We start from the raw sequence: 25,408 nt of genomic DNA, 5'->3' as shown, positions 1-25,408 counted from the left end.
ATGGATAAGAGATTTGATGTTGTAATCGTTGGCACAGGTGCGGCCGGACTTTATGCGGCACTTAATTTTCCCGAAAGCGTAAATATTCTTCTTGTTTCAAAGCGTGAACTTCAGCTTTCAAACAGCTCTCTTGCGCAGGGCGGTGTTGCGTGTGTGCTTGATACAGTTCACGACAGCTACAAGCTGCATATTACGGATACATTGATTGCGGGAAAGTATAAAAATACTCTTTCTGCTGTTGAAAAGCTTGTTACCGAAGGACCTTCGGATGTTCTTAAAATAAAAGACCTCGGTGTTGATTTTGACCTTAACGAGGACGGCACAATGTGCAAAACTCTTGAGGCAGGTCACAGCAGGAACAGAATTGTTCATCATAAGGATTCAACAGGCAAGGCAATTGTTGACGGACTTATCGCAAAGGTTACTCAGCTAAAAAATGTTACCGTGTGTGACAACGCTCTTGTTTATTCAATTGACAAGGTGCTGAACGGTTTTTATATAAGCATTTTGAGAAACGGTGAAAAGCTTCACTACGGCTGTAACTACTGTCTGCTTGCAACAGGCGGTATCGGCAGGGTTTATAAATATACAACCAACTCCGCAATCGCAACGGGTGACGGCATTGCGTTTGCATATATGCTTGGTGCAAGAATTAAAAATCTTTCGAGAATACAGTTTCACCCGACAGCATTTGCGGCTGATCATGGCAGAGAGCGTTTTCTTATAAGTGAGGCTGTTCGTGGTGAGGGTGCGGTTCTGCTCAACTGCAACGGCGAGAGATTTGCCTCAAATTATGACAGCAGAGGAGAGCTTGCTCCGAGAGATGTTGTTTCAAATGCGGTTATGCTTGAATCAATCAAGACAAACAGCGAGAATTTCTATCTTGACATAACCCACAAGCCGGCTGATTTTGTAAGAAATCGTTTTCCGATGATTTATGAAAGATGCCTTGAAGAGGGCGTTGACATTACAAAGGACAGAATCCCTGTATTTCCGTGCCAGCATTATCTTATGGGCGGTATTGATGTTGACCTTCATTCACGCACAACCGTTGAGGGCTTGTATGCCGCAGGAGAGTGCTCGCACACAGGTGTTCACGGTGCGAACCGTCTTGCAAGTAACTCGCTCCTTGAGGCGCTTGTTTATTCAAGAACAGCCGCTCTTGATATTACGGATAAAATCAACAAATTCGGCAGAAGAACTCTTGGTGAAGAACCTGTTTACCGCCCTGTTGAGGGTAAGACCATGCCGCATGGCTGTCGTTCAAAAATCAGAGAGATTTTGCAGGATGCATATTTTGTTCTTCCAAAGCCTGAAAAATATGAAGAAAGCAGTAAGCAGATTCACGAGATTATGAGTGAACTGTTTGCAGAAAAGTACGAAATCAATTCCGACCTTGTTGAGGCAAGAAGTGCGGCAATTGTTGCAAGTATCATTTTTGATGAAATTATGGAGGGTACAGACTGATGACACTTAACAGCATTTATGTTGACAATCTTATCAAAACCGCATTGCTTGAGGATATCAACTATCTTGACACAACAACCGATTACCTTATTGACGAAAATCAGGAAAACACGGCAATTTTCCTTGCAAAAAGTTCAGGTGTTCTTTGCGGTATCGAGGTTGCACTCCGTGTGTTTGAAATTCTTCAGCCAAACGGTTTTGAGGCAAAGGTTTATAAGCATGACGGCGACAAGCTTGTAAAGGGCGAAATCATCGCTGAAATTCACGGTAAGACAAGAACAATTTTAAAGGGCGAGAGAACGGCTCTCAACCTTATTCAGCATATGAGCGGTATTGCAACCGCAACAAACAAGGCTGTTGAAATTGTCAGCGGCACAAAGGCTTCTATTGCCGACACAAGAAAGACACTCCCGGGTATGCGTCCGCTCCAGAAGTATGCCGTTACGGTTGGAGGCGGAAGAAATCACCGTTACAATCTTTCAGATGCCGCAATGCTTAAGGATAACCATGTTGACGCAGGCGGCGGAATTGCCAACGCTGTTTCAAAGCTTAAATCAAAACTCGGTCATATGACCAAGGTTGAGCTTGAAGTAAGAAACCTTGACGAACTCAATCAGGCTCTTGAGGCAGGCGTTGATGTTATTATGCTCGACAATATGAGCCCCGAGCTTATGAAACAGGCTGTTGACATCACGGCAGGCAAGGCACTTCTTGAGGCAAGCGGTGGCATCACGGACGAAACTCTTCGTGAAATTGCCGAAACCGGTGTCGATATCATCTCAATGGGTGCGCTCACTCATTCGGTTAAGGCTTTTGATATTTCACTTAAAATAAAATAAGCCTGAATTGAAAAAATTTAAATCCAAAACCTAAAAAACAGCGGTGATTATTCTTCATCGCTGTTTTGTGTTGTTTGAGTCGAAATTAAATTGTTGTGTTTGTAAAATGCAGGGAGCATTGCATAATGACGATGATTTTATAATCGGAAGTTGTGATAACAATTAGCAAGATTTTTGTATATTTCTGTCGGTATCGCAAGATTTCCTTTTCCGACTCCAAGCGAAATATCGGGTTTTGTTGCTCCGTGAAAGTCACTTCCGCCGCTTTTCAAAAGACCGTATTCATCACAGATTTTCTCGGCAAGCTCTGTTTCGGCTTTGTCAAAAAGCGAATAGTACGCCTCCGTTGCGTTAAGGCCAAAAGCCTTTGCTTTTGGCAGAAATTCTCTCAACTCATCTTCGTTCATATTGAGAAACGGGTGTGCAAGAACGGATATTGAACCGAAACCCTTCAGCTTTTCAATTATATACAGAGATGACGGCCTTTTCGGCGGAACATAGTAGCCGAACTTCGACATAAGCAAGGTTTGAAATGCCTCTTTGACAGAAGAAACATAGCCCTTCTGCATAAGAGCGGCGGCGATGTTTGCACGGTTTACAAAGCCGTCAACCGTGCTGTTTTTGATTTTGTCATAGTCGAGAATATAGCCGTCTTTCGCAAGATTTTTAACGAGCAGTTTGTTGCTTTCCTCCTTTAATTTTTGCGACTCAGCCATAATTTCGGTTATGTCTGAATAGTTTTCTTTCTTGATAAACAGACCGACAATGTGCAGCTGTTTTGAATTGTATTCGGTTGAAAATTCAATCCCCGCAACGGTGGTTACGCCGTACTTTTTACCTGCCGAAACAAATTCGTCAAGTCCGGCAACCGTGTTGTGGTCGCAGAGTGCAACGGCGTCAAGCCCGATTTCTTTGGCTTTTAAAACGATTTCCGTAGGTGAAAATGTGCCGTCCGAAAATGTTGAATGTGTATGCAAATCGCAGAACATAAAATTCCTCCGATACAAAATGGAGTGGGATAATTTTACCCACTCCATTTTAGCATATACGGTTTGCAAATTCAACGCAGATGAATATTTCACACAAGCTTTTTCAGTTTCAGTGCAAGGTCGGCAATGTGATTTACTCCGTTTCTGAAAACATAGTCAAACTCGCCGGCATAGGTTTTGACTTTGCCGTTAAATCCCTGTTTAAAGCGATATACACCGTAGTTTTTATGCGTTTCGTCATACCAATAGGGAATACCGCAAAAATCATATGTGTGGCAACCGCTCTCAATTGCGTACTTAATCATAGTCCATTGCATAAGATAATTCGGCATATATTTTCTGTATTCGTTTGATGAACAGCCGTAAACATAGCTTGCAACATTTGCATAATTTACAAGCAATGCACCCGACAAAACTTTTCCGTCAAGTTTTGCGATACATAGCTTTGCGTTGCCGTGAAATGCCTGTAAAAAATTTCTGAAATATTCTTCCGAACGAATTTCAAAGCCGTCACGCCTGCCTGTTTCTTTCATAAGCTCCATAAAATCGTCAAGCTCATCTTCACCGCAGAATTTACACTCAACGCCTTTCCTCATTGCAAGGCGGATGTTGTACCGCCATTTTGATTTAAAATTTGCAAAAACTTCATCACACGATTTATCTTTTATGTCAAGCACATAATTTTCTCTGCATTGGGTGTTGTCATATCCTTGCTTTTCACCGTGATAAACAAAGCCGAGGTCAACAAGATTTTTAATCGAGATAAAGTCGGTTTCGTCAATCAGCGGATCGGTTTTGAGTGTGTATGCGTGATATTTTTCTGCAATCAGTTTTATCTGCTCAAATATTTTTCTGACGGTTTTACTGTCGTGAGTGTCGCATACAAAGCCCCTCGGTGCATAAAGCATTGCCGTGTTGAGAATCGGTATTTTCTTTACAAGCACAAGTGTACAGCCGTTGATTTTTCCGTTTTCGTCACGAACGGCAACATACTCGGGAATCCAACCCTTTTTAACCTTTGCCCAGTCTGCCGACTGCATAAAGTTTCCGTATTTACTGTTTTTACAAAATTCCTCATACTCTTTAATATCCATAAAAAACAAGCCTTTCGTAAGTGTATCTATACTATACAAAAGGCTTGTTTCTGAAATTGTTCAAAAATGTATCATAGTTGTTTCATCAGCCATAATAATCAAATTGTTCGTTGTTTATTTTGCTGTATTCCAAAAACGGCTGTGGGCAGATGTTGATGCTGAAAGATTCGGAACTTGCCTTAACCGTTATTGAATCGGAACTGACACCCCAGTATTTTATGAGTGCATCGTACAGCTCCTGTCTATAACTGTCGCTGTATTCGGTTCTTCCGTACAGCTCCTGTTCATACGGAATAGAAATTTCACTCCCGGTAACGCTGTCCGTCAGGTAGGTTGTATCAATGTTAAGCTCATAAATTGTGAAAGTTTCCATATCAAACAGCATTGTTATGTTTAGTCCGTATTGTGCGCCCTCTTTGGCATAGTTGCATGTTACAAACATAAAATCGGACGAAACAATTACATTACCGTCAAGTGTTCCGCGCATTGTAAGTTTGTAACCGCTGCAGCTGTCAAGTGTAAAAAACGGCCGAATGTAGCCTGCAATATTGGAAAATAATTTTGTGTCTTTAAGCGAATTTGCAAGATTGCTTAACGCTTTTTTTGCATAGCTGATTACAGTTTCTGTTTTCGGAGCATTGTTTTGAAGAACCCAAACGGTATCTTCGCTTGAAATGAGTTTCAAAAATTCTCCGCCGCTCAAAGTGGTTATATCGGCGGTAAGTTTAAATGTTTCGGCTGTGTTTCCGACAGAACCCCGATTGTCCGTTACCGAATAATAAAAGCGGGGGAGAAACACAACGGTTGCGACTACGGTCAAGGTGAGCAAAGTGCAGATGATATATTTTGCGGATTTTTTAAGGTTAAATTTCATCTTCAAAATCCTCACTTTCCGCAGAATTATCGGCAAGGCTTACCGTAAAGCTGATGTCCGTACCCTTGCCGACTTCACTGACGATTTCAAGAGTTGAGCCGTGAAGCTTTGCAATTTCGTTGCAGATTGAAAGTCCGAGTCCGGCTCCGCCCATACTCCTTGAACGGGATTTGTCAACCATATAAAACGGTTCGGTAATTTTGGCAAGGTCATCTTCCGCAATTCCGCAACCGCTGTCGGTAACGCAAAAACGGTATCTGTCGCTGTCAACATATCCCGTGAGTGTAACAGGCTTTCCGCTCTCACTCGCTTTGCAGGCATTGTCAATCAGGTTGTACAAGAGCGTTTTCAAGAGCGACGGCTCTGCGTTGACTTCTGCTTTTTCAACATTTAATTTGAGTTTCACACCGTATTTTTTCAAAATAAAGAGAACAGACTTTTTAATGTCATCGGAAATTATGTCCGTTCTGATGTTTACGGTTTTGATTTCGTCATTTTTCAAAACTATAAGGTTTAGCAGATTAAGCGAAAGCGCCTCCAGCCGACTGCCCTCTTTGTAGATAAGGTCGGCACATTCTCTGCGTTGTTCAGGCTCCATTTCATATGAACGGAGCATATCCGCATAACCTATGACAGATGTCAGCGGAGTTTTTAACTCGTGGGTAAAATCCGCAATAAAGTTGTCACGATTCTGTGTTGCAAGCTTTAGCTGTTCAATGTAGTCTTCAACATAATCTGCCATGGTGTTAAAGCTCTGCGAAAGCTCGGTTATTTCGGTTGAAGATGTAATGCCGTGGCTTTCATTTACTCTCATATTAAAGTTGCCCTCGGCAACTTCCTTTGACGCATCCTTTAACTTAACAAGCGGTCTTGTCAAAAGCTTTGAGAAGATTACAAGCAGAATTGATGCAAACAACGCAACGCCTATGAGAATGAACTGATAAATTGTGCAGTACATATCACGGTCGCTGTACACGCTTGTTATATTGTCAACAGTTTCAATATAACAGCTTTTGGTTACAAGCTGAATTTTGCTTATTGTCTGAATATAGTATTTTTTGTTTTCAGTAACTACTCTGCTTTTTCTGGAATTTACCGACATACCGTGGGCAAATTCATTTTCTGCCGAAAAGCTTAGCTCGTTTATTGAACCGATTTTGATTTTAGAATCCGAATTGCCTGCAATTTGTTTTGCAAATCCGATTGCCGAAACGCGCAGATATTCCAAGTTTCCGTAGGTGGGTTGGTTGTTGTCTGCATATACCGAAAGTGCCGTTGTGATGTAATTGTTGTTCTTTTTGGCTGAGTCAATGCGGTTGTTCAGCGTGTTTGTAAAAACGGTGTTGATGAGGAGAAAACCTCCCACACCGAAGGAAGTAATTATAATAAGAAAGGTAATAAAAAATATTTTCCACGAAAATTTCATTAGGGCTTTCCCTCCGCTTATTCAACAAGACGGTAACCGACTTTATACACAGACTGAATGTTGTCTTTTAAATCAAGCTTTTTTCTTAACCGCTGAATATGCAGATCCACGGTTCTTGTATCACCCATATACGGTTCATTCCATACCCTTTCGTAAATCATTTCACGGTAAAGGGCAATGTTTTTGTTGCGTACAAAAAGCAGAAGTATTTCGTATTCCTTTAATGTAAGGTCAATTTGTACTCCGTTTTTGGTGACTATTCTTGAATTTGTGTCAATTACTATGTCTTTAAAGCTGAGTTTTGTTTTTGCCTTGTTGTATCTTCGCAGTACCGCATCAACTCTTGCCTGAAGTTCCGAAATGTTAAACGGTTTTGTTATGTAATCGTCAGCCCCCAGGTTAAGCCCGTAAACCCTGTCCGATATATCTGATTTTGCAGTAATGAAAATTACGGGTGTGTCAAAGCCTTTGATGTAGTCCATAAGCTCAAAACCGCTGATTTTCGGCAACATAACATCAAGCAGAATAAGGTCAAAGTGCTTTTTCTCCAGAACATCGGCACAGCTTTCGCCGTCAAACACACAATCGGTTTTGTGCCCGTGCCGAGAAAGAGCCATTTCAAGAAGATTTGAAATATTCTTTTCGTCCTCAACAATCAATATGTCAGCCAACAACCCCACCTCCAAGACACAGTTTATATTGCCATTGTATCATAGATGTATCATTTTTTTCAAATTATTCTTTTTTTCGCATAGCTGTATCCAAAAATAGGTTAATGCAGAATATTGTCAAATTATGTGCAGCTGTTAATTATTTCACGAACCGTGCTTGAAAATAAAGTCGAATAATGGTATTATTTTATGCAAGCAAAACATTTTGAAAGGAAGATTACAATGGGTAATTCTAAATCGGTAAAAAAAGGTGTTGCAGTTGTAACGGCAGTTATTGTTGCTGTTGTTATGGTTTGCGTTTCGGTAGTTTGCAATTTGTTTTCAACAAAAACAGAAAGCTCAAATCAGACATATCTTGATGATGCAAAGGCTCAGCTTACAGAATACAGCGATAACTATAACTACACTAAATTTGAGTTTATGAACTCACTTTTTGAAAAGGCAAATGTAATTGCAAGTGTTGTTACGGAAAATACTTCGGCTGACACAAATGCCTCACTTGTAAAGAACCTCGGCATCAATTCATTTGTTATGACAGACGCTGACGGCAAGATTATCGCATCGTCAGACGATAAAAAGGTCGGCACAAATTTCCTTGATGACGAAACAACAAAGCAGTTCAAGGCTAACCTCAAGGGTATGAAGGTCAAGAGCATTTCAGAGCCGACAGCCGTTGAGGGCGAGGATGGTGTGTATAACCTCATGGCTTGCGTTGTAAGAACAGAGGGCGGTATCGTTATTATTGATACAAATACAAGCGACTATTCGGCTGTTATCGGTGCTGATATTGCAAAAAGCTGCAAGGGTGATACAATCATCGTTAAGAACGGCGAAGTTGTAAGCACAAATATGAACCTTGGCGATAACGGTCTTAAAAGCGCAGGTATTACAGACGAAATGATTCGTTCGGAAAATTTCAATGTTACAATCGACGGCACAACATATTCACTCAGCAGTATGCCGTCAGGTGAATATACAATCATCAGCGGACAGGCTGCGACAGAAAGCGGTTTCAATATGATTTACGGTGTCGTAATTCCGTGTGCCGCAGGTTTTGTAATGATTATCATTTCCGGAATTATACTCAGCCTTGGCACAACAAAGAAAAAGGAAAACGAGTAATTGTTAATTACAGCATACAAACAAGAAGTGGACATTTCACGAAATTTGTATGTAAAATGACGAAAAGGTCATAAATTCAAGAAATATCTCCGAAAACATTGTGCTTTAGCACAAAGAATATTGTGCCGAAAAATATTGCATAACCATATTTTGATGATATAATAATGGCATAAACAAAAAAGACACAAAGCAAAGGGGCTTCTGAAAAGGAGGCTCCTTTTCTGTTTATCTTTTTTGGTATCTTAAAAAGGGGAAATTATTATGACACCTGAGAAAATTGTTGAAAACCATAAGAAATATGTCCTCCAGTCATGGAGCAAGCAGGGTAATCTTAATCCGATTCCCGTTGCAAAGGCAGACGGAATTTACTTTTAGGATTTTGACGGTAACAGATATACAGATATGTCATCACAGCTTGTAAACCTCAATCTCGGTTACGGAAATAAAGCAACCGATTATGCAATCATCGGCGTGAAAGCCGATATGGCTGACCATATTTCTTCAAGAAAGCTTGAATCGGCATTTGAACGAACAATTTATTCCTACAAAAAGCACTGGGGCGGCTTTAAGGTGGACAACATGATGTTCTATGTTCTCAATGACTTTTCCGATGATGAAATTGAAAGCATAGCCGAAAAAATTCAGTCGGAAAAGGAGAGGTATATAAGCGTCAACAAGCTGTATGTGGCAGTGAGCAAAACAAATAACAAGCTGAAATCACTCCCGAAAACATACCGGATTGTTTTAAGAATGTTAAGGCTTGCCGTCCGTGCAGATATGACGCCTATGTTCTATGACCGACTTGAAGTTAAAAAGCTGATTCTTGCGGTTGACGATATTTCGTTGCTTGAAAGCATCTATAACGAAAATCTCAAAAAGCTTGAAGTGTATGGCCGTGACAACGGCACGGATTATATGAGTTTTTTAAGACTTTACCTAAAGTATGACGGAAGTTTTCAGAGGGTTGCTTAGGAAACCTTTGTTCACCGCAACACCATAAATTATCAGCTTGCAAAAATCAAAAAAATTCTCGGCAATAACCTCAAAACCTTTGAAGAACGATTCAAAATTATATTAGCATTTGAAGTTTGTGATGTGCTTTGACCGCCTCCGTCCCCGTCACGATGTTAATACTGAAAATCCCCCGACAGCCTAACGGAAACCGCTGTCGGGGGATTTTTTTATGTGTTTATTGTAGTTGTATTTATTTGAGTAACTGATACTAATTGATACCAATTAGTATCAGTTACTATCAGTCAGAGTTAGCATAAGTAAAAAAGAACCGATACAAAAAGTATCGATTCTTCTTTGGTGCGGGTGACATATTTTGTGATAAATCAAAGTTTCAACCTCGCCAATGTGGCTTGTGCATAGCTAAATTATCATCAACGCTCTCCCTAAAAACAGTCCACCGGACTGTTTTTTTACGGTCGCCTTCAAGTCCTGTCCTAATTTTGTTTCATAAAGAAAAAGGGTAGGTAATACAATATTACCTACCTTTTCTTTGGTGCGGGCGACAGGACTTGAACCTGCACATCGGTTGACACTAGAACCTAAATCTAGCGCGTCTGCCAATTCCGCCACACCCGCATTTTCAATTTCTGCAAGACCTACCGTTAGATAATACTATAAATATCAGCAAAAGTCAAGTACAAGCAAGCAGTATATTATTACTGCTTGCAGAACACGATTCCGTCTTTTTTACTGATTGACTTGATTTTTGCCAAAGATTCAACTCTTATGCCCATATCACGAACGAGGTTGCCGCCGCCTTGATAGGCTTTTTCGATAACAATTCCCGCACCTGCTGTTTTTGCGCCTGCTTTTTCAATAAGCATAAGAAGTGCCGTTAAGGCGCTGCCCTTTGCAAGAAAATCGTCAATGATAAGCACATTGTCTTCTTTGCTCAAAAATTCCTTAGAAACAACTATGTCATAGTCCTTTTTATGAGTGTATGAGTGGACGGTTGCGTTGTATGTATCTGAGTAAATGTTTATCGTCTTTGTCTTTTTTGCAAAAACAACCGGAACACCAAAATACTGAGCCGCAAGACAGGCAATGCCGATTCCCGACGCTTCGATTGTCAGAATTTTTGTTATGTTTTCGTCCTTGAAAAGTCTGTAAAATTCCTTGCCAAGCTCACACACAAAATTGACATCAATCTGATGATTGAGAAAGCTGTCAACCTTTAACACATTGTCGGCACCAATATGTCCGTCTTTAAGAATTCTGTCTTCTAAAAGTTTCATATCAATCTCTTTTCTGAAAAATAAAATAGTAACAAACAATACGATAGATTATACTACAAATATTTGCACATTTCAATTGATTTTTGTGATATTCCATGCCTTATTTTTCTTATTTTCGGAAAATATTAAATTCAGACACAAAAAAGGCAGTCGTGATAAAGCGACTGCCCCTGCGGTTTATACTTCAATATTTTTAATTGAATCAAACTCGTCCATGATTTCTTTTGACGGCTTTTTTGAAAGAAGAGAAACAATAACATTCACAATAAGCGCAAGTCCGAAGCCTACAACAAGTGAATAAAGATTTGTTGCCGCATAAAGCGTCTGACCGTTTACAAGCGGAATATAGTCCCATATGATAACTGTCAGAGCACCTGTTGCCATGCCGCTGATTGCACCCGAAAGTGTTGAGCGTTTCCAGAAAAGTGCCAACAGAACAACAGGTCCGAATGCCGAACCGAATCCTGCCCATGCATCCGAAACAAGTCCCATAATGCTTGATTTAGGATTAAGTGCAATGAAGAATGCGATTACAGCAACAACTGCAACTGCAATTTTGCCGACCAAAAGCGAACTCTTTTCGCTTGCATTCTTTTTAACAGCACCTTTGTAAAGATCCTCCGAAACAGCCGACGCAGTGACGAGAAGCTGACTGTCTGCTGTTGACATAATTGCGGCAAGGATTCCGCAAAGGAAAATACCGCCGATAAAGATAAGCACACCGTTGCCTGAGAAAAGCTGCTGGATTGTTCTGATGAATACAGATTCGCTTGTTGCATCGTCAAGCTGTGCTGTAAGGTAGCCTCTTGCGATAAGACCGATAAGGCATGATGCAGTAAGTGAAATAATTACCCAAACAACAGCAATTTTTCTTGACTTCTTGATTTCTTCATTGCTCTTTACAGCCATGAATCTGACGAGAATATGCGGCATACCGAAGTAACCGAGTCCCCACGCAAGGTTTGAAATAATCGAAACAGCCGAAACAGGCGTTCCGTCACCGTTTACAAAGAAGTTAAGGAACTGAGCAGGCTGTTCAACACCTTTTGCGGCAAGTGCAGAACTGAAGCTTGTGTCAAATGTGAGAATTGCATATGCAAGCACCGGAACGGAAAGGATTGCAACAATCATCATAAGTCCTTGAATGAGGTCGGTTGTACAAACTGCCTTGAAACCGCCCATGAATGTATATACAAGAATTACTACTGCGGCAACGATAAGACCGATAACATAAACCTGATTGTAGTTTTCGTCACCGTTTGCGCTGTCCGAGAAGAGCGTTGCAAAAAGCTTTGCACCCGAACTGAATGCCGACGCTGTGTAAACCGTGAAGAAAACTGCGATGATTGACGCCGAAACAATCTTGATTATGTTTTTATGGTCACGGTAGCGATTTTTGAAAAAGCTCGGAATAGTGAGCGAGTTGCCTGCCACAATTGTGTATTTACGAAGTCTTGCCGAAACAATGTACCAGTTGAGAATTGTGCCGATAAGAAGTCCTACGGCAATCCATGCCTCGCCTGTACCGGCAAGGTATACAGCGCCCGGAAGTCCCATCAAAAGCCAACCGCTCATATCAGATGCCTGTGCTGACATTGCGGCTGTCCAACTGCCGAGGTTTCTGCCGCCGAGGAAGTAGTCCTCATTGTTCTTGTTGCCCTTTGAACAAACAAAGCCTATTACGATCATAATAATCATATAAGCTATAAATGCACAAAGAACTATTATGTTGTTTGTTGTCATTATGCCCCTCCTGAAATTAAATTTATAAATCAAATACCTTTTAATTCTACCAAAAATGAATAAATAAATCAAGTGAATTGCAGTATTTAGGACTTTTATGCAGATAATTTGTGCATTTGCAAAAATTCAGGAGTAATATTTTGCACATAATTACGAATAAAATAACTTTTATATGCATTTAAAGGGGGATTTTGTGTTGATTTGAAGAATCAAAAGTATTATAATTACATTGATTGCAAATTGACTGTAAAAGGTATGTGGAGAGATAGAAATGAATATGGTAAAAAGAACTTGGGCTGAAATTTCACTTAATGCAATTGAGCATAACTATAATGTAATAAGAAATAAGGTTGCAGACGATACAAAGGTCTGTTGTGTTATAAAGGCTGACGGCTACGGCCACGGTGCAGTTGAGCTTTCACAGGTTTATGAAAAACTCGGAGCGGATTTTTTTGCTGTTTCAAATATTGACGAGGGTATAGAAATCAGAAAGAGCGGTTCAAAACTCCCTATTGTGATTCTTGGCTACACTCCCGTTTCAGAGGCTGAAAATCTTGCTGAATATGATATTTCTCAGGCTGTTTTTTCACTTGAGTATGCAAAGGAGCTTTCCGAAAAATGTGTTGAAGAGGATTGTATCTGCAAAATGCACATCAAGGTTGACTCGGGAATGTCAAGAATCGGCTTTATGTGTCAGGAATTTCCACGGGATGAATATTCTATTGAAGAAATTTGCGAGGCTTGTTGCCTGCCGAATCTTGAGGTTGAGGGACTTTTTACTCACTTTTGTGTGTCTGATGAAGATGCCGAGGGCAGAGAGTTCACAAACAAGCAGTATGAAAACTTTATTCATGTGCGTGACAGCCTTAAAAAGCGAGGCGTTGATATCAGCGTTGTTCATTGCTCAAACAGCGGTGCAATTGAAGATTACCCCGAAACCTGTTGCGATATGGTAAGAGCAGGTATTATCCTCTACGGACTTGCTCCGTCATCAAAGCTTGCTGACAGACTTGACCTTGTTCCTGCAATGACTCTTAAAACAGTTGTCGCTTTTGTAAAAGAGGTTCAAAAGGGTGCAACAATTTCCTATGGCAGAACTTTTACAGCCGACAGAAAGATGAAAATTGCAACCGTTCCTATCGGATACGCTGACGGATTCATCAGACAGAATGCAAAAGACGGCTATATGATGGTAAACGGAAAGAAAGCGAAAATTGTGGGCAGAATATGTATGGATCAGACAATGCTTGATGTTACCGATATTGAAGATGTCAAGACAGGTGACGAGGTTGTCGTATTCGGTACAGGCGAAAACGGTGAGCCTACTGCAGATTCACTTGCCGAAAATACAGGAACTATAAACTACGAAACCGTCTGTCTTGTCGGAAAGCGTGTTCCGAGAATTTACATTAAAGACGGAAAAATTGAGAATGTGATGTATAAATTATGAGATTACTTGCTGTTGACGGAAACAGTATTGTAAACCGTGCGTTTTACGGAATAAGACCGCTTACTACAAAGGACGGTCAGTTTACAAACGCAATTTACGGATTTCTTACAATGCTGTACAAAATTAAAAATGAAGAAAATCCCGACGCCGTGGCGATTGCCTTTGACCTGAAAACACCGACCTTCAGACACAAGGCTTATGCAGGCTACAAGGCAACACGAAAAGGTATGCCGGAGGAGCTTGCGTCACAAATGGAACCGCTGAAAAAGCTTCTTACCCTTTTAGGCTACAGGCTTGTTACCTGTGAGGGCTTTGAGGCTGACGATATTCTCGGTACGCTCGCCAAGGCTTGTGAAGAAAACGGAAACGAGTGCGTTATTGCAACAGGTGATCGTGACAGCCTTCAGCTTGTGTCGGACAAAACAAGCGTTCATCTTTGCTCAAACAAACAGGATATACTCTATACCCCCGAAAAGATTCTTGAAGCTTACGGTGTAACTCCAAAGGAGCTTATAGAAATCAAGGCAATTCAGGGCGATACTTCGGATAATATTCCCGGAGTTGCGGGAATAGGACCAAAGGGTGCAGGCGACCTCATTCAGAGATATCACACGGTTGAGTATATCTATGACCATCTTGATGAACTTGAAATCAAGGACGGTGTGCGTAAAAAGCTGACTGCGTCAAAGGAAAATGCAATTCTCAGCCGTATGCTCGGTGAAATAAACTGCAACGCTCCTGTTGATACAAATGTCGAAAATTATGTTGTAGATATGAAAGATGCCGATGAATGTGCCGGATTTATGGCAAAACTTGAACTGTTTTCTTTAATAGAAAAATACGGCATCAAGGCTGACAAAAATGCAAAGCCCGAAAAGGTTGAGAAAAATTCGCTTGAGGTTGTGTCTGATTTTGACGAAAATGAACTTTTAAAAAATGTTAAGTCAGAGAAAAGGCTCTATCTCAACTTTGAAACAGAGAATAAAGAATTAAAATCCTTTGCCGTACTTTTTGACGGCAAGGTGTATATAAGCACGGACGAAGAACTTTTTGTTAAGTTTATTGCCGACAGTGAACTTGAAAAGTACACAAGAAACATCAAAACGCTCTACGCTTATGCCGATGAGAAAAATATTGATGTTGAAAATATTGTGTTTGATATTGAGCTTGCGGCATATCTGATTGAACCGTCGTCAAAGGATTATTCGGACCAAAATCTTTGTGCCGCTTACGAAATCGCTCTGCCTGTCTGCACTGATGAGCAGAATGAAAAATACGAGGCATTTGCCTGTTACGCAGAATTGTGCGAAAAACTCGGAGATAAAATCAAGGCTCACGGTCAGGAAAAGTTGTTGAGTGAAATTGAAATTCCGCTTGCAAAGGTGCTTGCAAGAATGGAAAATATCGGTGTCTGTGTTGACCGACAGGGCATTGAAAGCTACGGCGAAATGCTTTCTGCACAGATTAAGGAGCTTGAAACCGCAATTTACGAAAGTGCGGGCTGTGAGTTTAACATCAATTCTCCAAAACAGCTTGGCGTAGTTTTATTTGAAAACCTCGGACTCCCTTGCAAAAAGAAAACGAAGAGCGGTTACAGCACAAATGCAGAGGTGCTTGAAATCCTGAGGTATGAACATCCCGTTGTTGAAATGGTGCTGAGATACAGAACGCTCTCAAAGCTGAATTCAACCTACTGCGAGGGACTTTTAAAGGTCATTGCAGATGACGGCAGAATCCATTCAAATTTCAATCAGACCGAAACAAGAACAGGCAGAATCAGCTCAACAGAGCCGAATCTCCAGAATATCCCCGTAAGAACCGAGCTTGGCAGAGAGATGAGAAAGTTTTTCTGTGCAAGAGAGGGCTGGGCACTTGTTGACGCCGACTATTCGCAGATTGAACTCCGTGTGCTTGCCCATATTTCGGGTGACAAAAATATGATTAAAGCATTCAAGGATAACGAAGATATCCACGCAATCACAGCGTCACAGGTGTTCAATATGCCGCTTGATATGGTAACTCCGATTATGAGAAGCCGTGCAAAGGCGGTTAACTTCGGTATTGTTTACGGAATCGGCGCATTTTCACTTGCAAAGGATATCGGTGTTTCAAATAAAGAGGCAAAGCACTACATTGAAAGCTATCTTGCCCATTACAGCGGTGTTGACAGCTATATGAAAAATGTTGTTGAAAAGGCGAACGCTGACGGCTATGTTGAAACGATGTTCGGCAGAAGAAGAAATCTTCCCGAACTCACCTCGAGCAAGCATATGATTCGTGCATTCGGCGAGAGAGTTGCAAGAAATATGCCTATTCAAGGCACAGCCGCAGACATTATCAAAATTGCAATGATTAAGGTTGACGAGCGAATGAAAGCCGAAAATCTCCGTGCAAGGCTTGTGTTGCAGGTTCACGACGAACTTATTGTCGAAGCTCCGCAGGATGAGAGCATGAGAGTTGCACTCATCGTTCAGGAAGAAATGGAAAACGCAGTTAAAATGAGCGTTCCGCTCACAGCCGATGCGGCAATCGGAAGGACTTGGTATGATGCAAAAGGATAACAGAACGATTGCCTTTGTATGCACGGGCAACACCTGTCGCAGTCCCATGGCAGAGGCAATTTTTAATGATATGGCAGAGAAAAACGGCGTTTGCGTCAGGGCGGAAAGCTTTGGCATTGCAACCTCAACGGGACTTCCTGTGTCGGAAAATTCCGTGATTGCCTGTAAGGAAATCGGAATTGACCTTTCGGGCAAAGCTTCAACAGCCGTAGCTGATGCCGGCATTGAAAAATACGAAAAATTTTACTGTATGTCGCAAAGTCACGCAAAAATGTTGATGCAGTTTTTTCTTGTACAGCCCGAAAAAATCGCCGTGCTCGGTATAAGCGATCCCTACGGCGGCGACATTGAGGTGTACAGACATTGCCGTGATGAAATTGTTAATTCTGTAAAGGAAATATTAAAAGCGTATGAAAATTGACAGAATGACCGAAAATCAGCTTGAGGCGGTTGCACAGCTTGAACAGCGGTGTTTTTCGCATCCGTGGTCGTTTAACAGCCTTGAAGAAGAACTGAACAACGAAACCTCGCTGTTTTTTACCGCAACGGAAGACAATGCCGTTGTCGGATATATAGGAATGAGTGTTGTTGTTGACGAGGGTTACATTTTCAATGTTGCCGTTGACGGTACACACAGAAATCGGGGAATAGGTTCGGCGCTTGTTGAAACGCTTGTGACCTATGCCAAGAAAAATAACCTTTGCTTTCTCACTCTTGAGGTTCGTGAAAGTAACGGGAACGCCCGTTCTCTCTATGAAAAATTCGGATTCATCAAGGTGGGAGAGAGGAAAAATTACTACTCATCTCCAACCGAAAACGCTGTTTTAATGACACGCTGTTTTTGACATATATATGTAATAAAACATTATAATAACGATATTACGGAACTTCATCATAAATGTTTCGTAGTGAAAGGAAAATTATGAAGATACTCGCAATAGAATCGTCCTGTGACGAAACTGCGGCAGCGGTTGTTGAGGACGGCAGAAACATAATCTCCTCGGTGGTTGCTTCTCAGGTTGAAGAACACAAGCTTTACGGCGGTGTTGTTCCCGAAATCGCATCACGCCGTCACGCAGAGGCAATTGTTCCTGTTGTAAGACAGGCTCTTGAAGATGCAGACTGCAGGCTTTCCGACATTGACGCAATCGGCGTTACATATGCCCCCGGACTTATCGGAGCGTTGCTTGTGGGAGTGAATTTTGCAAAAGGACTTTCACTTGCAACAGGAATTCCGCTTGTGCCTGTTCACCATCTTCGTTCACACATTGCGTCAAATTATATTTCAAACAAAGAATTAAAACCGCCGTTCCTCTGCCTTGTTGTGTCAGGCGGTCACAGCCATATTGTTATGGTTGAGGACTACACAAAGATGAAAATTATCGGCAAAACCCGTGATGATGCCGCAGGCGAGGCTTTTGACAAAGCCGCAAGGACAATGGGAATGCCGTATCCGGGCGGAATTGAAATGGACAGAGTTGCTGAAAATGGCAATCCGTTTGCATTCAAGCTTCCTCGTCCCGCAGTTCACGATGCGCCGTATGATTTCAGCTTTTCGGGACTAAAAACAGCCGTAATCAACCTCATTCACAATTCGGCACAAAAGGGTGTTGAGCTTAACAAAGCCGATGTCTGTGCATCATTCCGCTATGCCGTTGTCGATTGCCTTGTTACAAACTTTATCAAGGCGGCTGAAGACCTGGGACAGAAAAAGCTTGTAATCGCAGGCGGTGTTTCGGCAAATTCACTTCTCAGAAGAACCCTTGCCGAAGAGTGTAAAAAGCGTGATTGGGAAATGTATATGCCCGAAAAATCTCTTTGCGGTGACAATGCCGCCATGGTCGGTTCACAGGGATATTACGAGTTTCTCAGCGGAAATATTGCAGGAACAGACCTCAATGCTTTTGCTACAATGAGCATTGAAAAAGGCTGATTTATTCGCAAATAATCACTAAAGCACTTGCTATTTTATCAATAATATACTAAAATAGTGTTAATAAACCGAAAGGACGATTTAAAATGAGCAATCCTATTGTTACTTTTGAAATGGAAAACGGAAAAACAATCAAAGCGGAGCTTTATCCCGAAATTGCTCCGAATACTGTAAATAATTTTCTCAGCCTTGTAAACAAGGGTTACTATGACGGTCTTACATTTCACCGTGTAATCTACGGTTTCATGATTCAGGGCGGTTGCCCCGAAGGCACGGGTATGGGCGGCCCCGGATATTCAATCAAGGGCGAATTTGCTATGAACGGCTTTGAAAATGACCTCAAGCACACAGAGGGTGTCCTTTCAATGGCTCGTTCGATGATGCCCGACTCAGCAGGTTCACAGTTCTTCATTATGCACAAAAACGCTCCGCACCTTGACGGTCAGTATGCCGCATTCGGCAAGGTAATTGAGGGTATGGATGTTGTCAATGAAATCGCGGAGTGTGACACAGACTATTCCGACAAGCCTCTTGATCCTCAGATTATGGCAAAGGTTACAGCCGAAACCTTCGGTGTTGACTATCCCGAGCCTGAAAAATGCTGATGTTAAGAAAGGAATTTTAAAATGAATGTTTTGCTTGCAGGCGGCGCCGGATATATCGGCTCGCACACTTGTGTTGAACTCATCAACGCAGGTCACGATGTTGTAATTGCAGATAATTTTTCAAACAGCTGTCCCGTAGCGGTTGAAAGAGTTGAAGAGCTGACAGGCAGAAAAATTCCGCTCTATGAGGCCGATGTATGTGACAGAGATGCCGTTGAAAAGATTTTTTCGGAGAATAAGATTGATGCGGTAATTCACTTTGCAGGTCTTAAAGCAGTAGGTGAAAGCTGTGAGAAGCCTGTTGAATATTACCGCAACAACATTGATTCAACGCTCACACTGCTTGAAGTGATGAAAAAACACGGAGTGAATAACTTTATTTTCAGCTCAAGTGCCACGGTTTACGGTACTCCGGAAACTGTTCCGCTTGTTGAAACAATGCCAAAGGGCTCTCCCACAAATCCGTATGGCTGGACAAAGTTTATGATGGAACAAATTCTTACAGACACCGCAAACGCAAATCCCGATATGTCTGTTGTTCTTCTTCGTTACTTTAACCCAATCGGCGCTCACGAAAGCGGCAGAATCGGTGAAGATCCTAACGGAATCCCGAATAACCTTATGCCGTACATAACACAGGTTGCCGCCGGCAGACTCAAGTGTCTCGGTGTTTTCGGCAACGATTACCCTACGCATGACGGCACGGGTGTGCGTGACTATATCCATGTTGTTGACCTTGCAAAAGGTCATGTAAAGGCTATTGAATATTCCGCAGAGCACAAGGGAACCGAGATTTTTAATCTCGGAACAGGTGTGGGCTACAGCGTTCTTGATATTGTAAAGGCTTTTGAAAAGGCAAATTCGATTGAAATTCCTTATGTTATAAAGCCACGCCGAGCAGGCGACATTGCAGAATGCTTTGCCGACGCAACAAAAGCAAAAAATGTGCTTGGTTGGGTTGCCGAAAAGAACCTTGAGGATATGTGCCGTGACAGTTGGAACTGGCAATCTCACAATGTGAATGGTTACAAATAACAAATAAATGATATTTTATTTGTGCATTCCTACAAAAAAACAATATTTTGTCAAATAATCAGCCACCAAGAGTTTTTAGCATTGACTTTTGGTGGTTGATTGTTGTATAATTAAACTGCTTATAGAAGCATTATCACATAAGGAGGAAAAGAAAATGTTCAAAAAAGCACTTAGCCTTTTACTGTCTATGATGCTTGTTGTGACATCACTCGTTGCAACTGTAGTGAGCGTTTCTGCTGCCGGCGATTCATATTTCGTATCCGGTTGTGAAGAACTCACAGGTTACAAGTGGGCTGAGACTGAAGCAACTTGCGGAGATAATGTAATGACAGAAAACGGCGACGGTAACTACGAAAAAGTATTTACCAACGTAGCAGTCGGCAACGGCTACCAGTTCAAGGTCGTTAAAAACGATTCAGAGTGGATTGGTGTAGGCGATACCGGCGAAGACAACTTCACATTCAATGTAACAAAGGAATGTGATGTAACAGTAACTTACAACCCTACAACAAATGAAATCACTGCAACAGGTGAAGGTGTTGTAATTCCGACAGAACTTGTTGTTGACCACATTACAGTCGTTGGTAACGGTGAAGATGCATGGCTCAACGGTAAGGACTGGAAGGTAGATGCTGAAGCTAACCACATGACAGAGACATCTGAGGGTTCAAAGGTTTACCAGATTAAGTTTGAGAGCCTTGACGCTTATGAGAACTATCAGTTCAAGTTTGCTGCCAACGGTTCATGGGCAGATAACTGGGGCCTTCCTGAGCAGGGCACAGCTCCTCTCAATGAGTGGTTTGACCTTACATACAACGGTCAGAACATGATCATTGATACAGATGCAGCTGGTTACGAAGACGGTTATGACATCGTTCTTACACTTGACCTTTCAAACTTTGACTATGCTACAAAGCAGGGTGCAAAAGGTAAGGTTGACATCGTTACTGGTGCAGAGCCTACAACAGTAGCAGAGCCTACAACAGTAGCAGAGCCCACAACAGTAGCAGAGCCTACAACAGTAGCAGAGCCTACAACTGCAGCTCCTGCAAAAAAGGGTCTCACAGTTACAGCTACTTCAAACCTCTTTTCTGAGAAGCAGGTTACTCTCAGCGCAGATCAGAAGACTGTAAGGGTTACATACATGTTCCAGACCAAGGACAGAGATGGTATGTTGAACTTCCAGTATAAAATGAACTATGATCCTTCTGTTCTCAAGGTTTCAGCTAATACAAGAAAGAGTACTTCATTCGAATATCCAAATTTCGAATTCAACAAAAATGTAGCTCCTGGTTTACTTATGGGTATAGGAAGTGACACAAGTCTCTATTTTTCATCAGAAAAAGAAATAGTATTTTCTTCTGTTGAATTCGATGTGATCAATCCCGAGGCTGTAGCAACTACTGTTGACCTTGATGTAGAGTATCTTACTATTTCAAATCAAGACCCTGTATCAGAGTTGGAAATCCCTAGTGATGAAGTAGTACTCTTAGACAAATCTGTATTAAATCAGGATGCAGTTGATAAGTATGTCGCAGTTGCTAAAACTGTAACAGTTCCCGACGGTTCAGTAGAGCCTACAACAGTAGAGCCTACAACAGTAGAGCAGCCTACAACAGTAGAGCCTACAACAGAAGAGCCTACAACAGCTCCTGCTGCCGATACTACATATGTAGTTGCCGGTACAACAAATCTTACAGGCTATGAATGGGTTGGTACACCTGCTGCAGCTCCTGAAAATGTTATGACAGCTGACGGTAGCGTATTCACAAAGACATTCTCTGCTGTTCCTGCCGGTAAAAACTATCAGCTCAAGGTTGTTGCAAACACAGGCGACGAGCAGAAGTGGATCGGTCTTGACGGTACAGATAACAATGTAACTTTCGATGTAGAAACAGCTTGTGATGTTACTGTAACATTCGATCCTGCTACAAACAAGATTACTGTAACAGGTGACGGCGTTAAAATGGTAACAGACCTTGAAGTTAACAGCATTACAGTTGTTGGTAACGGTGAAAACAACTGGCTCAACGGTGTAGCATGGGGTGTTGACGCTGAAGCTAACCACATGACTCAGGTTTCTGACAAGGTATATCAGATTAAGTATGAAAATATTGAATCTGCAGACGATGCTTATCAGTTCAAGTTTGCTGCAAACGATGATTGGGCAGCTAGCTGGGGTCTTCCCGAGCAGAGCGCAACTCCTATAGGCGAAGAATTTGACCTTGCATTCAATGGTCAGAATATGCTTCTTAACACAGTTTCTGCCGGTTTTGAAGAAGATTCACTCGTTGATGTAACAATCACACTTGATCTTACTAAGTTTGATTATCCGTCACGCTCAGGCGCTAAGGCTACTGTTAAGGTTGAGCCTTCAACAGAAGAGCCTACTACAACAGAGCCTACAACAGAAGAGCCTACAACAACTCCTGCTGCCGATACTACATATGTAGTTGCCGGTACAGAAAATCTTACAGGCTATGAATGGGTTGGTACACCTGACGCAGCTCCTGAAAATGTTATGACAGCTGACGGCAGCGTATTCACAAAGACATTCTCTGCTGTTCCTGCCGGTAAAAACTATCAGCTCAAGGTTGTTGCAAACACAGGCGACGAGCAGAAGTGGATCGGTCTTGACGGTACAGATAACAATGTAACTTTCGATGTAGAAACAGCTTGTGATGTTACTGTAACATTCGATCCTGCTACAAACAAGATTACTGTAACAGGTGACGGCGTTAAAATGGTAACAGACCTTGAAGTTAACAGCATTACAGTTGTTGGTAACGGTGAAAACAACTGGCTCAACGGTGTAGCATGGGGTGTTGACGCTGAAGCTAACCACATGACTCAGGTTTCTGACAAGGTATATCAGATTAAGTATGAAAATATTGAATCTGCAGATGATGCTTATCAGTTCAAGTTTGCTGTAAACGATGATTGGGCAGCTAACTGGGGTCTTCCCGAGCAGAGCGCAGCTCCTATAGGCGAAGAATTTGACCTTACATTCAATGGTGAGAACATGCTTCTTAACACAGTTTCTGCAGGTTTTGAAGAAGATTCACTCGTTGATGTAACAATCACACTCGACATTTCTAAATTTGATTATTCAACACGTTCAGGCGCTAAGGCTACTGTTAAGGTTGAGCCTTCAACTCCTGCAGTTGATAATTTAACAATCAACGCTACATCTAATATTTGCCAGGCTAACGGTTCAGGCACATTTAATGTAGGCGACAAGGTATCAGTTTACTATCTCCTTGACACTAAGGACGCACAGCTTGAAGAAGTACAGTGGGCTCTTACATATGATAAGAACCTCCTTACACTTGATTCACTTACAATGCCTGAAATCGCTGACGGCATGGTAAATATGAATGATGTTTCAGGCAATGCTTCAAACCTTGCACTTTATGATTTTGCAGGCGGCAAGAAGCTTGTTGAGGCTGTGTTCACAGTTAACGGTACAGGTACAACAAATGTTGACCTCAATGTAGTTGATCTTACACTTGGTAAGCTCAATCCTGCAACAGGCACAGTTGATGCTGATTCAGAATATGAAGCAGTAGTTAACGGCGACATGGCTAATGATCTCTTTGATCACATTAACTCAGACGCTAAGGTTGAGGCATATGTTGAGCCTACAACAACAGAGCCTACAACCACAGAGCCTGCTACAACAGAGCCTGCAACAACAGAGCCTGCTACAACAGAGCCTGCTACAACAGAGCCTACAACAGTAGAGCCTGCTACAACAGAGCCTACTTCAACAGAGCCTACTACAACAGAGCCTGCTGCAACAGAGCCTACTACAGTAGCTCCTACTGCACCTGATGCTACATCTGCTACACAGGCTGCAACAAAGGGTCAGTCAACAGCTGACACAGCTACTTCTGACACACCGGCTAACGGCACAAGCAGCAACGCAGTACAGACAGGTAATGCTTCTATGGCAGTAGTTATCCTCTTAGCTCTTGTTTCTGCAACAGGTGTTGTTTACTTCACAAGAAAGAGATTCAATAAGTAATTGAATTTCCTATTGTAAGACTGTTAACGGCGTTGACAGATTAAAAAAATAATTTTTCGCCTCTCGGTTTTCCGAGGGGCGTTTTTTTATATCGTAATGTTGTGAAAATCAGTTTGAATTATAATTTCTAAAATATCATTTCTTTAAAGGTGAATCTGCAATTAATTTACTTTTCACATAAATTTCACCGAGAATTGTTAAAATATTGATTGAAATTTTAGTCTTAATGATATATAATAGGGATATCAAACTAAAGGAATGAAAAAAATGTCTAAAAAAATCAAAAATATGCTTTCAATTCTCTTCGTGGCTGTACTTACCGTGTCAGCATTCTGTATTTCTGTAAGTGCTGCCGAGGATGACCTTACAATCAGCATTTCAACAGATGAAAAGGATTCCGTAACGGCTAAAGTCGGCGATACGGTAAAGTATGCTATTTATATGACCGATACAAAAGAAGAAGTAATCGGAGCCGCAATGAGTTTCTTTTACAACGATGAATATTTGAAGTTGAATGCCGATTCAATAAACTGCGAAAGCTTTAAAAATGCGATTGGCAACCCTAAACTTAAGAATTTTTACACCTTTACATGGACAGATGTTCAGAATCCTGTAAAGCTTAACGGTGACAAGGCTCTTGTTTCTGCTGAATTCAAGGTACTCAAGGGAGGCAAAACCGATCTTTCATATTTCATCTCTGATATGTACGGCGATGATATGACATATCTCAAATCGTATAAAATCACCTGCAAGCTTTGGGTGAACGGTAAAGAGGTAGAGGATAGTGCCGTTCCGATAGTAAATAATGATACGGCAAATTCCGAAAAAATTCAGGGCGATTTTGTAAACTACATTGACGGAATGGGCGAGGAAAACTCACCTAACAAAGACGACCATAAGTCGGTAGTTGTTGAGAAAAAGTACATCTCAACTCAGCAGAATAGTCAGGTTGTAGATGTTACAAAGGTTGTTGAGAGCTCTGCAAACGGTTCGGGTTCAAACACGACATTAATTATTATAATTGCAATTGTTGTTGTTTTGATTGCCGCAGGTGCAATTATTTTCGTAAAGAAAAAGGACGAAAAAAAGAACAAAGCGGCGGACAATAATGCAATGTCGGACGATGCAGATGCGGATAAATAAAACAGATAAATATCTTTTATAGGAAAATTTTTTATAATACAAGCTAAATACACAAAATTGCGATTGCAATTTTGTGTATTTTTTTGTTTTAAGCTTTTTGAAAAAGATTGCAATTTTGAAAATTTTGTTATATAATGATTTCATACCGATAGAAATCGGAAATTTTTTTGGAGGAGATTC

General features: G+C 41.4%; 19 protein-coding genes, 1 tRNA gene and 2 pseudogenes. 14 read left to right on the top strand and 8 right to left on the bottom strand.

Features of this window, described 5'->3' with window-relative positions; all coding sequences use genetic code 11:
* Positions 1–1,467 carry an L-aspartate oxidase gene (locus tag AC2HW8_RS01140; protein WP_295023814.1) on the top strand — a complete coding sequence of 489 codons (1,467 nt, stop codon included), beginning with the start codon at positions 1–3 and terminating at the stop codon, positions 1,465–1,467.
* Positions 1,467–2,306, top strand: a complete 840-nt coding sequence (gene nadC, locus AC2HW8_RS01135) for a carboxylating nicotinate-nucleotide diphosphorylase (RefSeq protein WP_101029885.1) — start codon at positions 1,467–1,469, stop codon at positions 2,304–2,306. Before AC2HW8_RS01140 ends, nadC begins: the two co-directional genes overlap by 1 nt.
* A gap of 137 nt (positions 2,307–2,443) precedes the next feature.
* On the opposite strand, the gene AC2HW8_RS01130 is transcribed toward nadC, so the two are convergent.
* The 5 genes from AC2HW8_RS01130 to AC2HW8_RS01110 all read right to left on the bottom strand — a co-directional run bounded on the left by AC2HW8_RS01130 (position 2,444) and on the right by AC2HW8_RS01110 (position 7,360).
* Positions 2,444–3,295, bottom strand: coding sequence for a PHP domain-containing protein (locus AC2HW8_RS01130; RefSeq protein ID WP_472512115.1), 852 nt, complete (start codon positions 3,293–3,295; stop codon positions 2,444–2,446).
* 89 nt (positions 3,296–3,384) lie between these two features.
* Complete coding sequence (locus AC2HW8_RS01125) at positions 3,385–4,389, bottom strand: peptidoglycan bridge formation glycyltransferase FemA/FemB family protein (RefSeq protein WP_304015594.1); 1,005 nt, start codon at positions 4,387–4,389, stop codon at positions 3,385–3,387.
* 85 nt (positions 4,390–4,474) lie between these two features.
* A complete protein-coding gene (locus AC2HW8_RS01120; protein ID WP_046432034.1) occupies positions 4,475–5,263 on the bottom strand; it encodes a hypothetical protein in 789 nt (262 codons plus the stop codon).
* On the bottom strand, positions 5,253–6,689 hold the full coding sequence (locus tag AC2HW8_RS01115; RefSeq protein ID WP_484327035.1) for a sensor histidine kinase: 1,437 nt from the start codon (positions 6,687–6,689) through the stop codon (positions 5,253–5,255). Before AC2HW8_RS01115 ends, AC2HW8_RS01120 begins: the two co-directional genes overlap by 11 nt.
* 17 nt (positions 6,690–6,706) lie before the next feature.
* The gene (locus AC2HW8_RS01110; protein WP_484327034.1) at positions 6,707–7,360 is read right to left on the bottom strand and encodes a response regulator transcription factor; all 654 of its coding nucleotides are present in this window, start codon (positions 7,358–7,360) and stop codon (positions 6,707–6,709) included.
* 222 nt (positions 7,361–7,582) lie between these two features.
* On the opposite strand from AC2HW8_RS01110, the gene AC2HW8_RS01105 reads away from it, so the two are divergent.
* From AC2HW8_RS01105 to AC2HW8_RS01095, 3 genes and pseudogenes are all read left to right on the top strand, one after another.
* Positions 7,583–8,482, top strand: coding sequence for a hypothetical protein (locus AC2HW8_RS01105; protein ID WP_484327033.1), 900 nt, complete (start codon positions 7,583–7,585; stop codon positions 8,480–8,482).
* Positions 8,483–8,743: 261 nt separating this feature from the next.
* Positions 8,744–8,947: pseudogene (locus AC2HW8_RS01100) on the top strand (aspartate aminotransferase family protein); the annotation flags it as partial.
* 522 nt (positions 8,948–9,469) lie between these two features.
* Positions 9,470–9,586: pseudogene (locus AC2HW8_RS01095) on the top strand (helix-turn-helix domain-containing protein); the annotation flags it as partial.
* A gap of 401 nt (positions 9,587–9,987) precedes the next feature.
* Here the strand turns inward: AC2HW8_RS01095 and AC2HW8_RS01090 are convergent.
* The 3 genes from AC2HW8_RS01090 to putP form a co-directional block, all read right to left on the bottom strand.
* Positions 9,988–10,072: transfer RNA gene (locus tag AC2HW8_RS01090), tRNA-Leu, on the bottom strand.
* An 80-nt stretch (positions 10,073–10,152) separates the two neighbouring features.
* Positions 10,153–10,731 (bottom strand): xanthine phosphoribosyltransferase, encoded by a 579-nt coding sequence (locus AC2HW8_RS01085; RefSeq protein ID WP_015523402.1) that lies wholly within the window; start codon positions 10,729–10,731, stop codon positions 10,153–10,155.
* A gap of 177 nt (positions 10,732–10,908) precedes the next feature.
* The gene (gene putP, locus AC2HW8_RS01080) at positions 10,909–12,474 is read right to left on the bottom strand and encodes a sodium/proline symporter PutP (protein WP_484327032.1); all 1,566 of its coding nucleotides are present in this window, start codon (positions 12,472–12,474) and stop codon (positions 10,909–10,911) included.
* Positions 12,475–12,745: 271 nt separating this feature from the next.
* Between putP and alr the strand changes: the two genes are divergently transcribed.
* The 9 genes from alr to AC2HW8_RS01035 all read left to right on the top strand — a co-directional run bounded on the left by alr (position 12,746) and on the right by AC2HW8_RS01035 (position 25,228).
* Positions 12,746–13,924 carry an alanine racemase gene (alr, locus tag AC2HW8_RS01075; protein ID WP_046433361.1) on the top strand — a complete coding sequence of 393 codons (1,179 nt, stop codon included), beginning with the start codon at positions 12,746–12,748 and terminating at the stop codon, positions 13,922–13,924.
* On the top strand, positions 13,921–16,485 hold the full coding sequence (polA, locus tag AC2HW8_RS01070) for a DNA polymerase I (protein ID WP_484327031.1): 2,565 nt from the start codon (positions 13,921–13,923) through the stop codon (positions 16,483–16,485). Before alr ends, polA begins: the two co-directional genes overlap by 4 nt.
* Entirely contained in the window at positions 16,469–16,906 is a 438-nt protein-coding gene (locus AC2HW8_RS01065; protein WP_015523406.1) for an arsenate reductase/protein-tyrosine-phosphatase family protein, read from the top strand. The genes polA and AC2HW8_RS01065 overlap by 17 nt, the downstream gene beginning before the upstream one ends.
* Complete coding sequence (gene rimI, locus AC2HW8_RS01060; RefSeq protein ID WP_021883197.1) at positions 16,896–17,330, top strand: ribosomal protein S18-alanine N-acetyltransferase; 435 nt, start codon at positions 16,896–16,898, stop codon at positions 17,328–17,330. The genes AC2HW8_RS01065 and rimI overlap by 11 nt, the downstream gene beginning before the upstream one ends.
* 77 nt (positions 17,331–17,407) lie before the next feature.
* The gene (gene tsaD / locus AC2HW8_RS01055) at positions 17,408–18,418 is read left to right on the top strand and encodes a tRNA (adenosine(37)-N6)-threonylcarbamoyltransferase complex transferase subunit TsaD (RefSeq protein ID WP_015523408.1); all 1,011 of its coding nucleotides are present in this window, start codon (positions 17,408–17,410) and stop codon (positions 18,416–18,418) included.
* Between the two features lie 86 nt (positions 18,419–18,504).
* On the top strand, positions 18,505–19,023 hold the full coding sequence (locus AC2HW8_RS01050; protein ID WP_484327030.1) for a peptidylprolyl isomerase: 519 nt from the start codon (positions 18,505–18,507) through the stop codon (positions 19,021–19,023).
* 21 nt (positions 19,024–19,044) lie between these two features.
* Positions 19,045–20,058, top strand: a complete 1,014-nt coding sequence (gene galE, locus AC2HW8_RS01045; RefSeq protein WP_484327029.1) for a UDP-glucose 4-epimerase GalE — start codon at positions 19,045–19,047, stop codon at positions 20,056–20,058.
* Between the two features lie 154 nt (positions 20,059–20,212).
* On the top strand, positions 20,213–24,085 hold the full coding sequence (locus tag AC2HW8_RS01040) for a hypothetical protein (protein ID WP_484327028.1): 3,873 nt from the start codon (positions 20,213–20,215) through the stop codon (positions 24,083–24,085).
* Positions 24,086–24,352: 267 nt separating this feature from the next.
* A complete protein-coding gene (locus tag AC2HW8_RS01035) occupies positions 24,353–25,228 on the top strand; it encodes a hypothetical protein (RefSeq protein WP_215638779.1) in 876 nt (291 codons plus the stop codon).
* Positions 25,229–25,408 lie beyond the last annotated feature (180 nt).

The organism is Ruminococcoides sp. (assembly GCF_057037865.1).
Note: the sequence above shows the minus strand (reverse complement) of the source record. Positions and strands in the feature narration are given on the sequence as shown.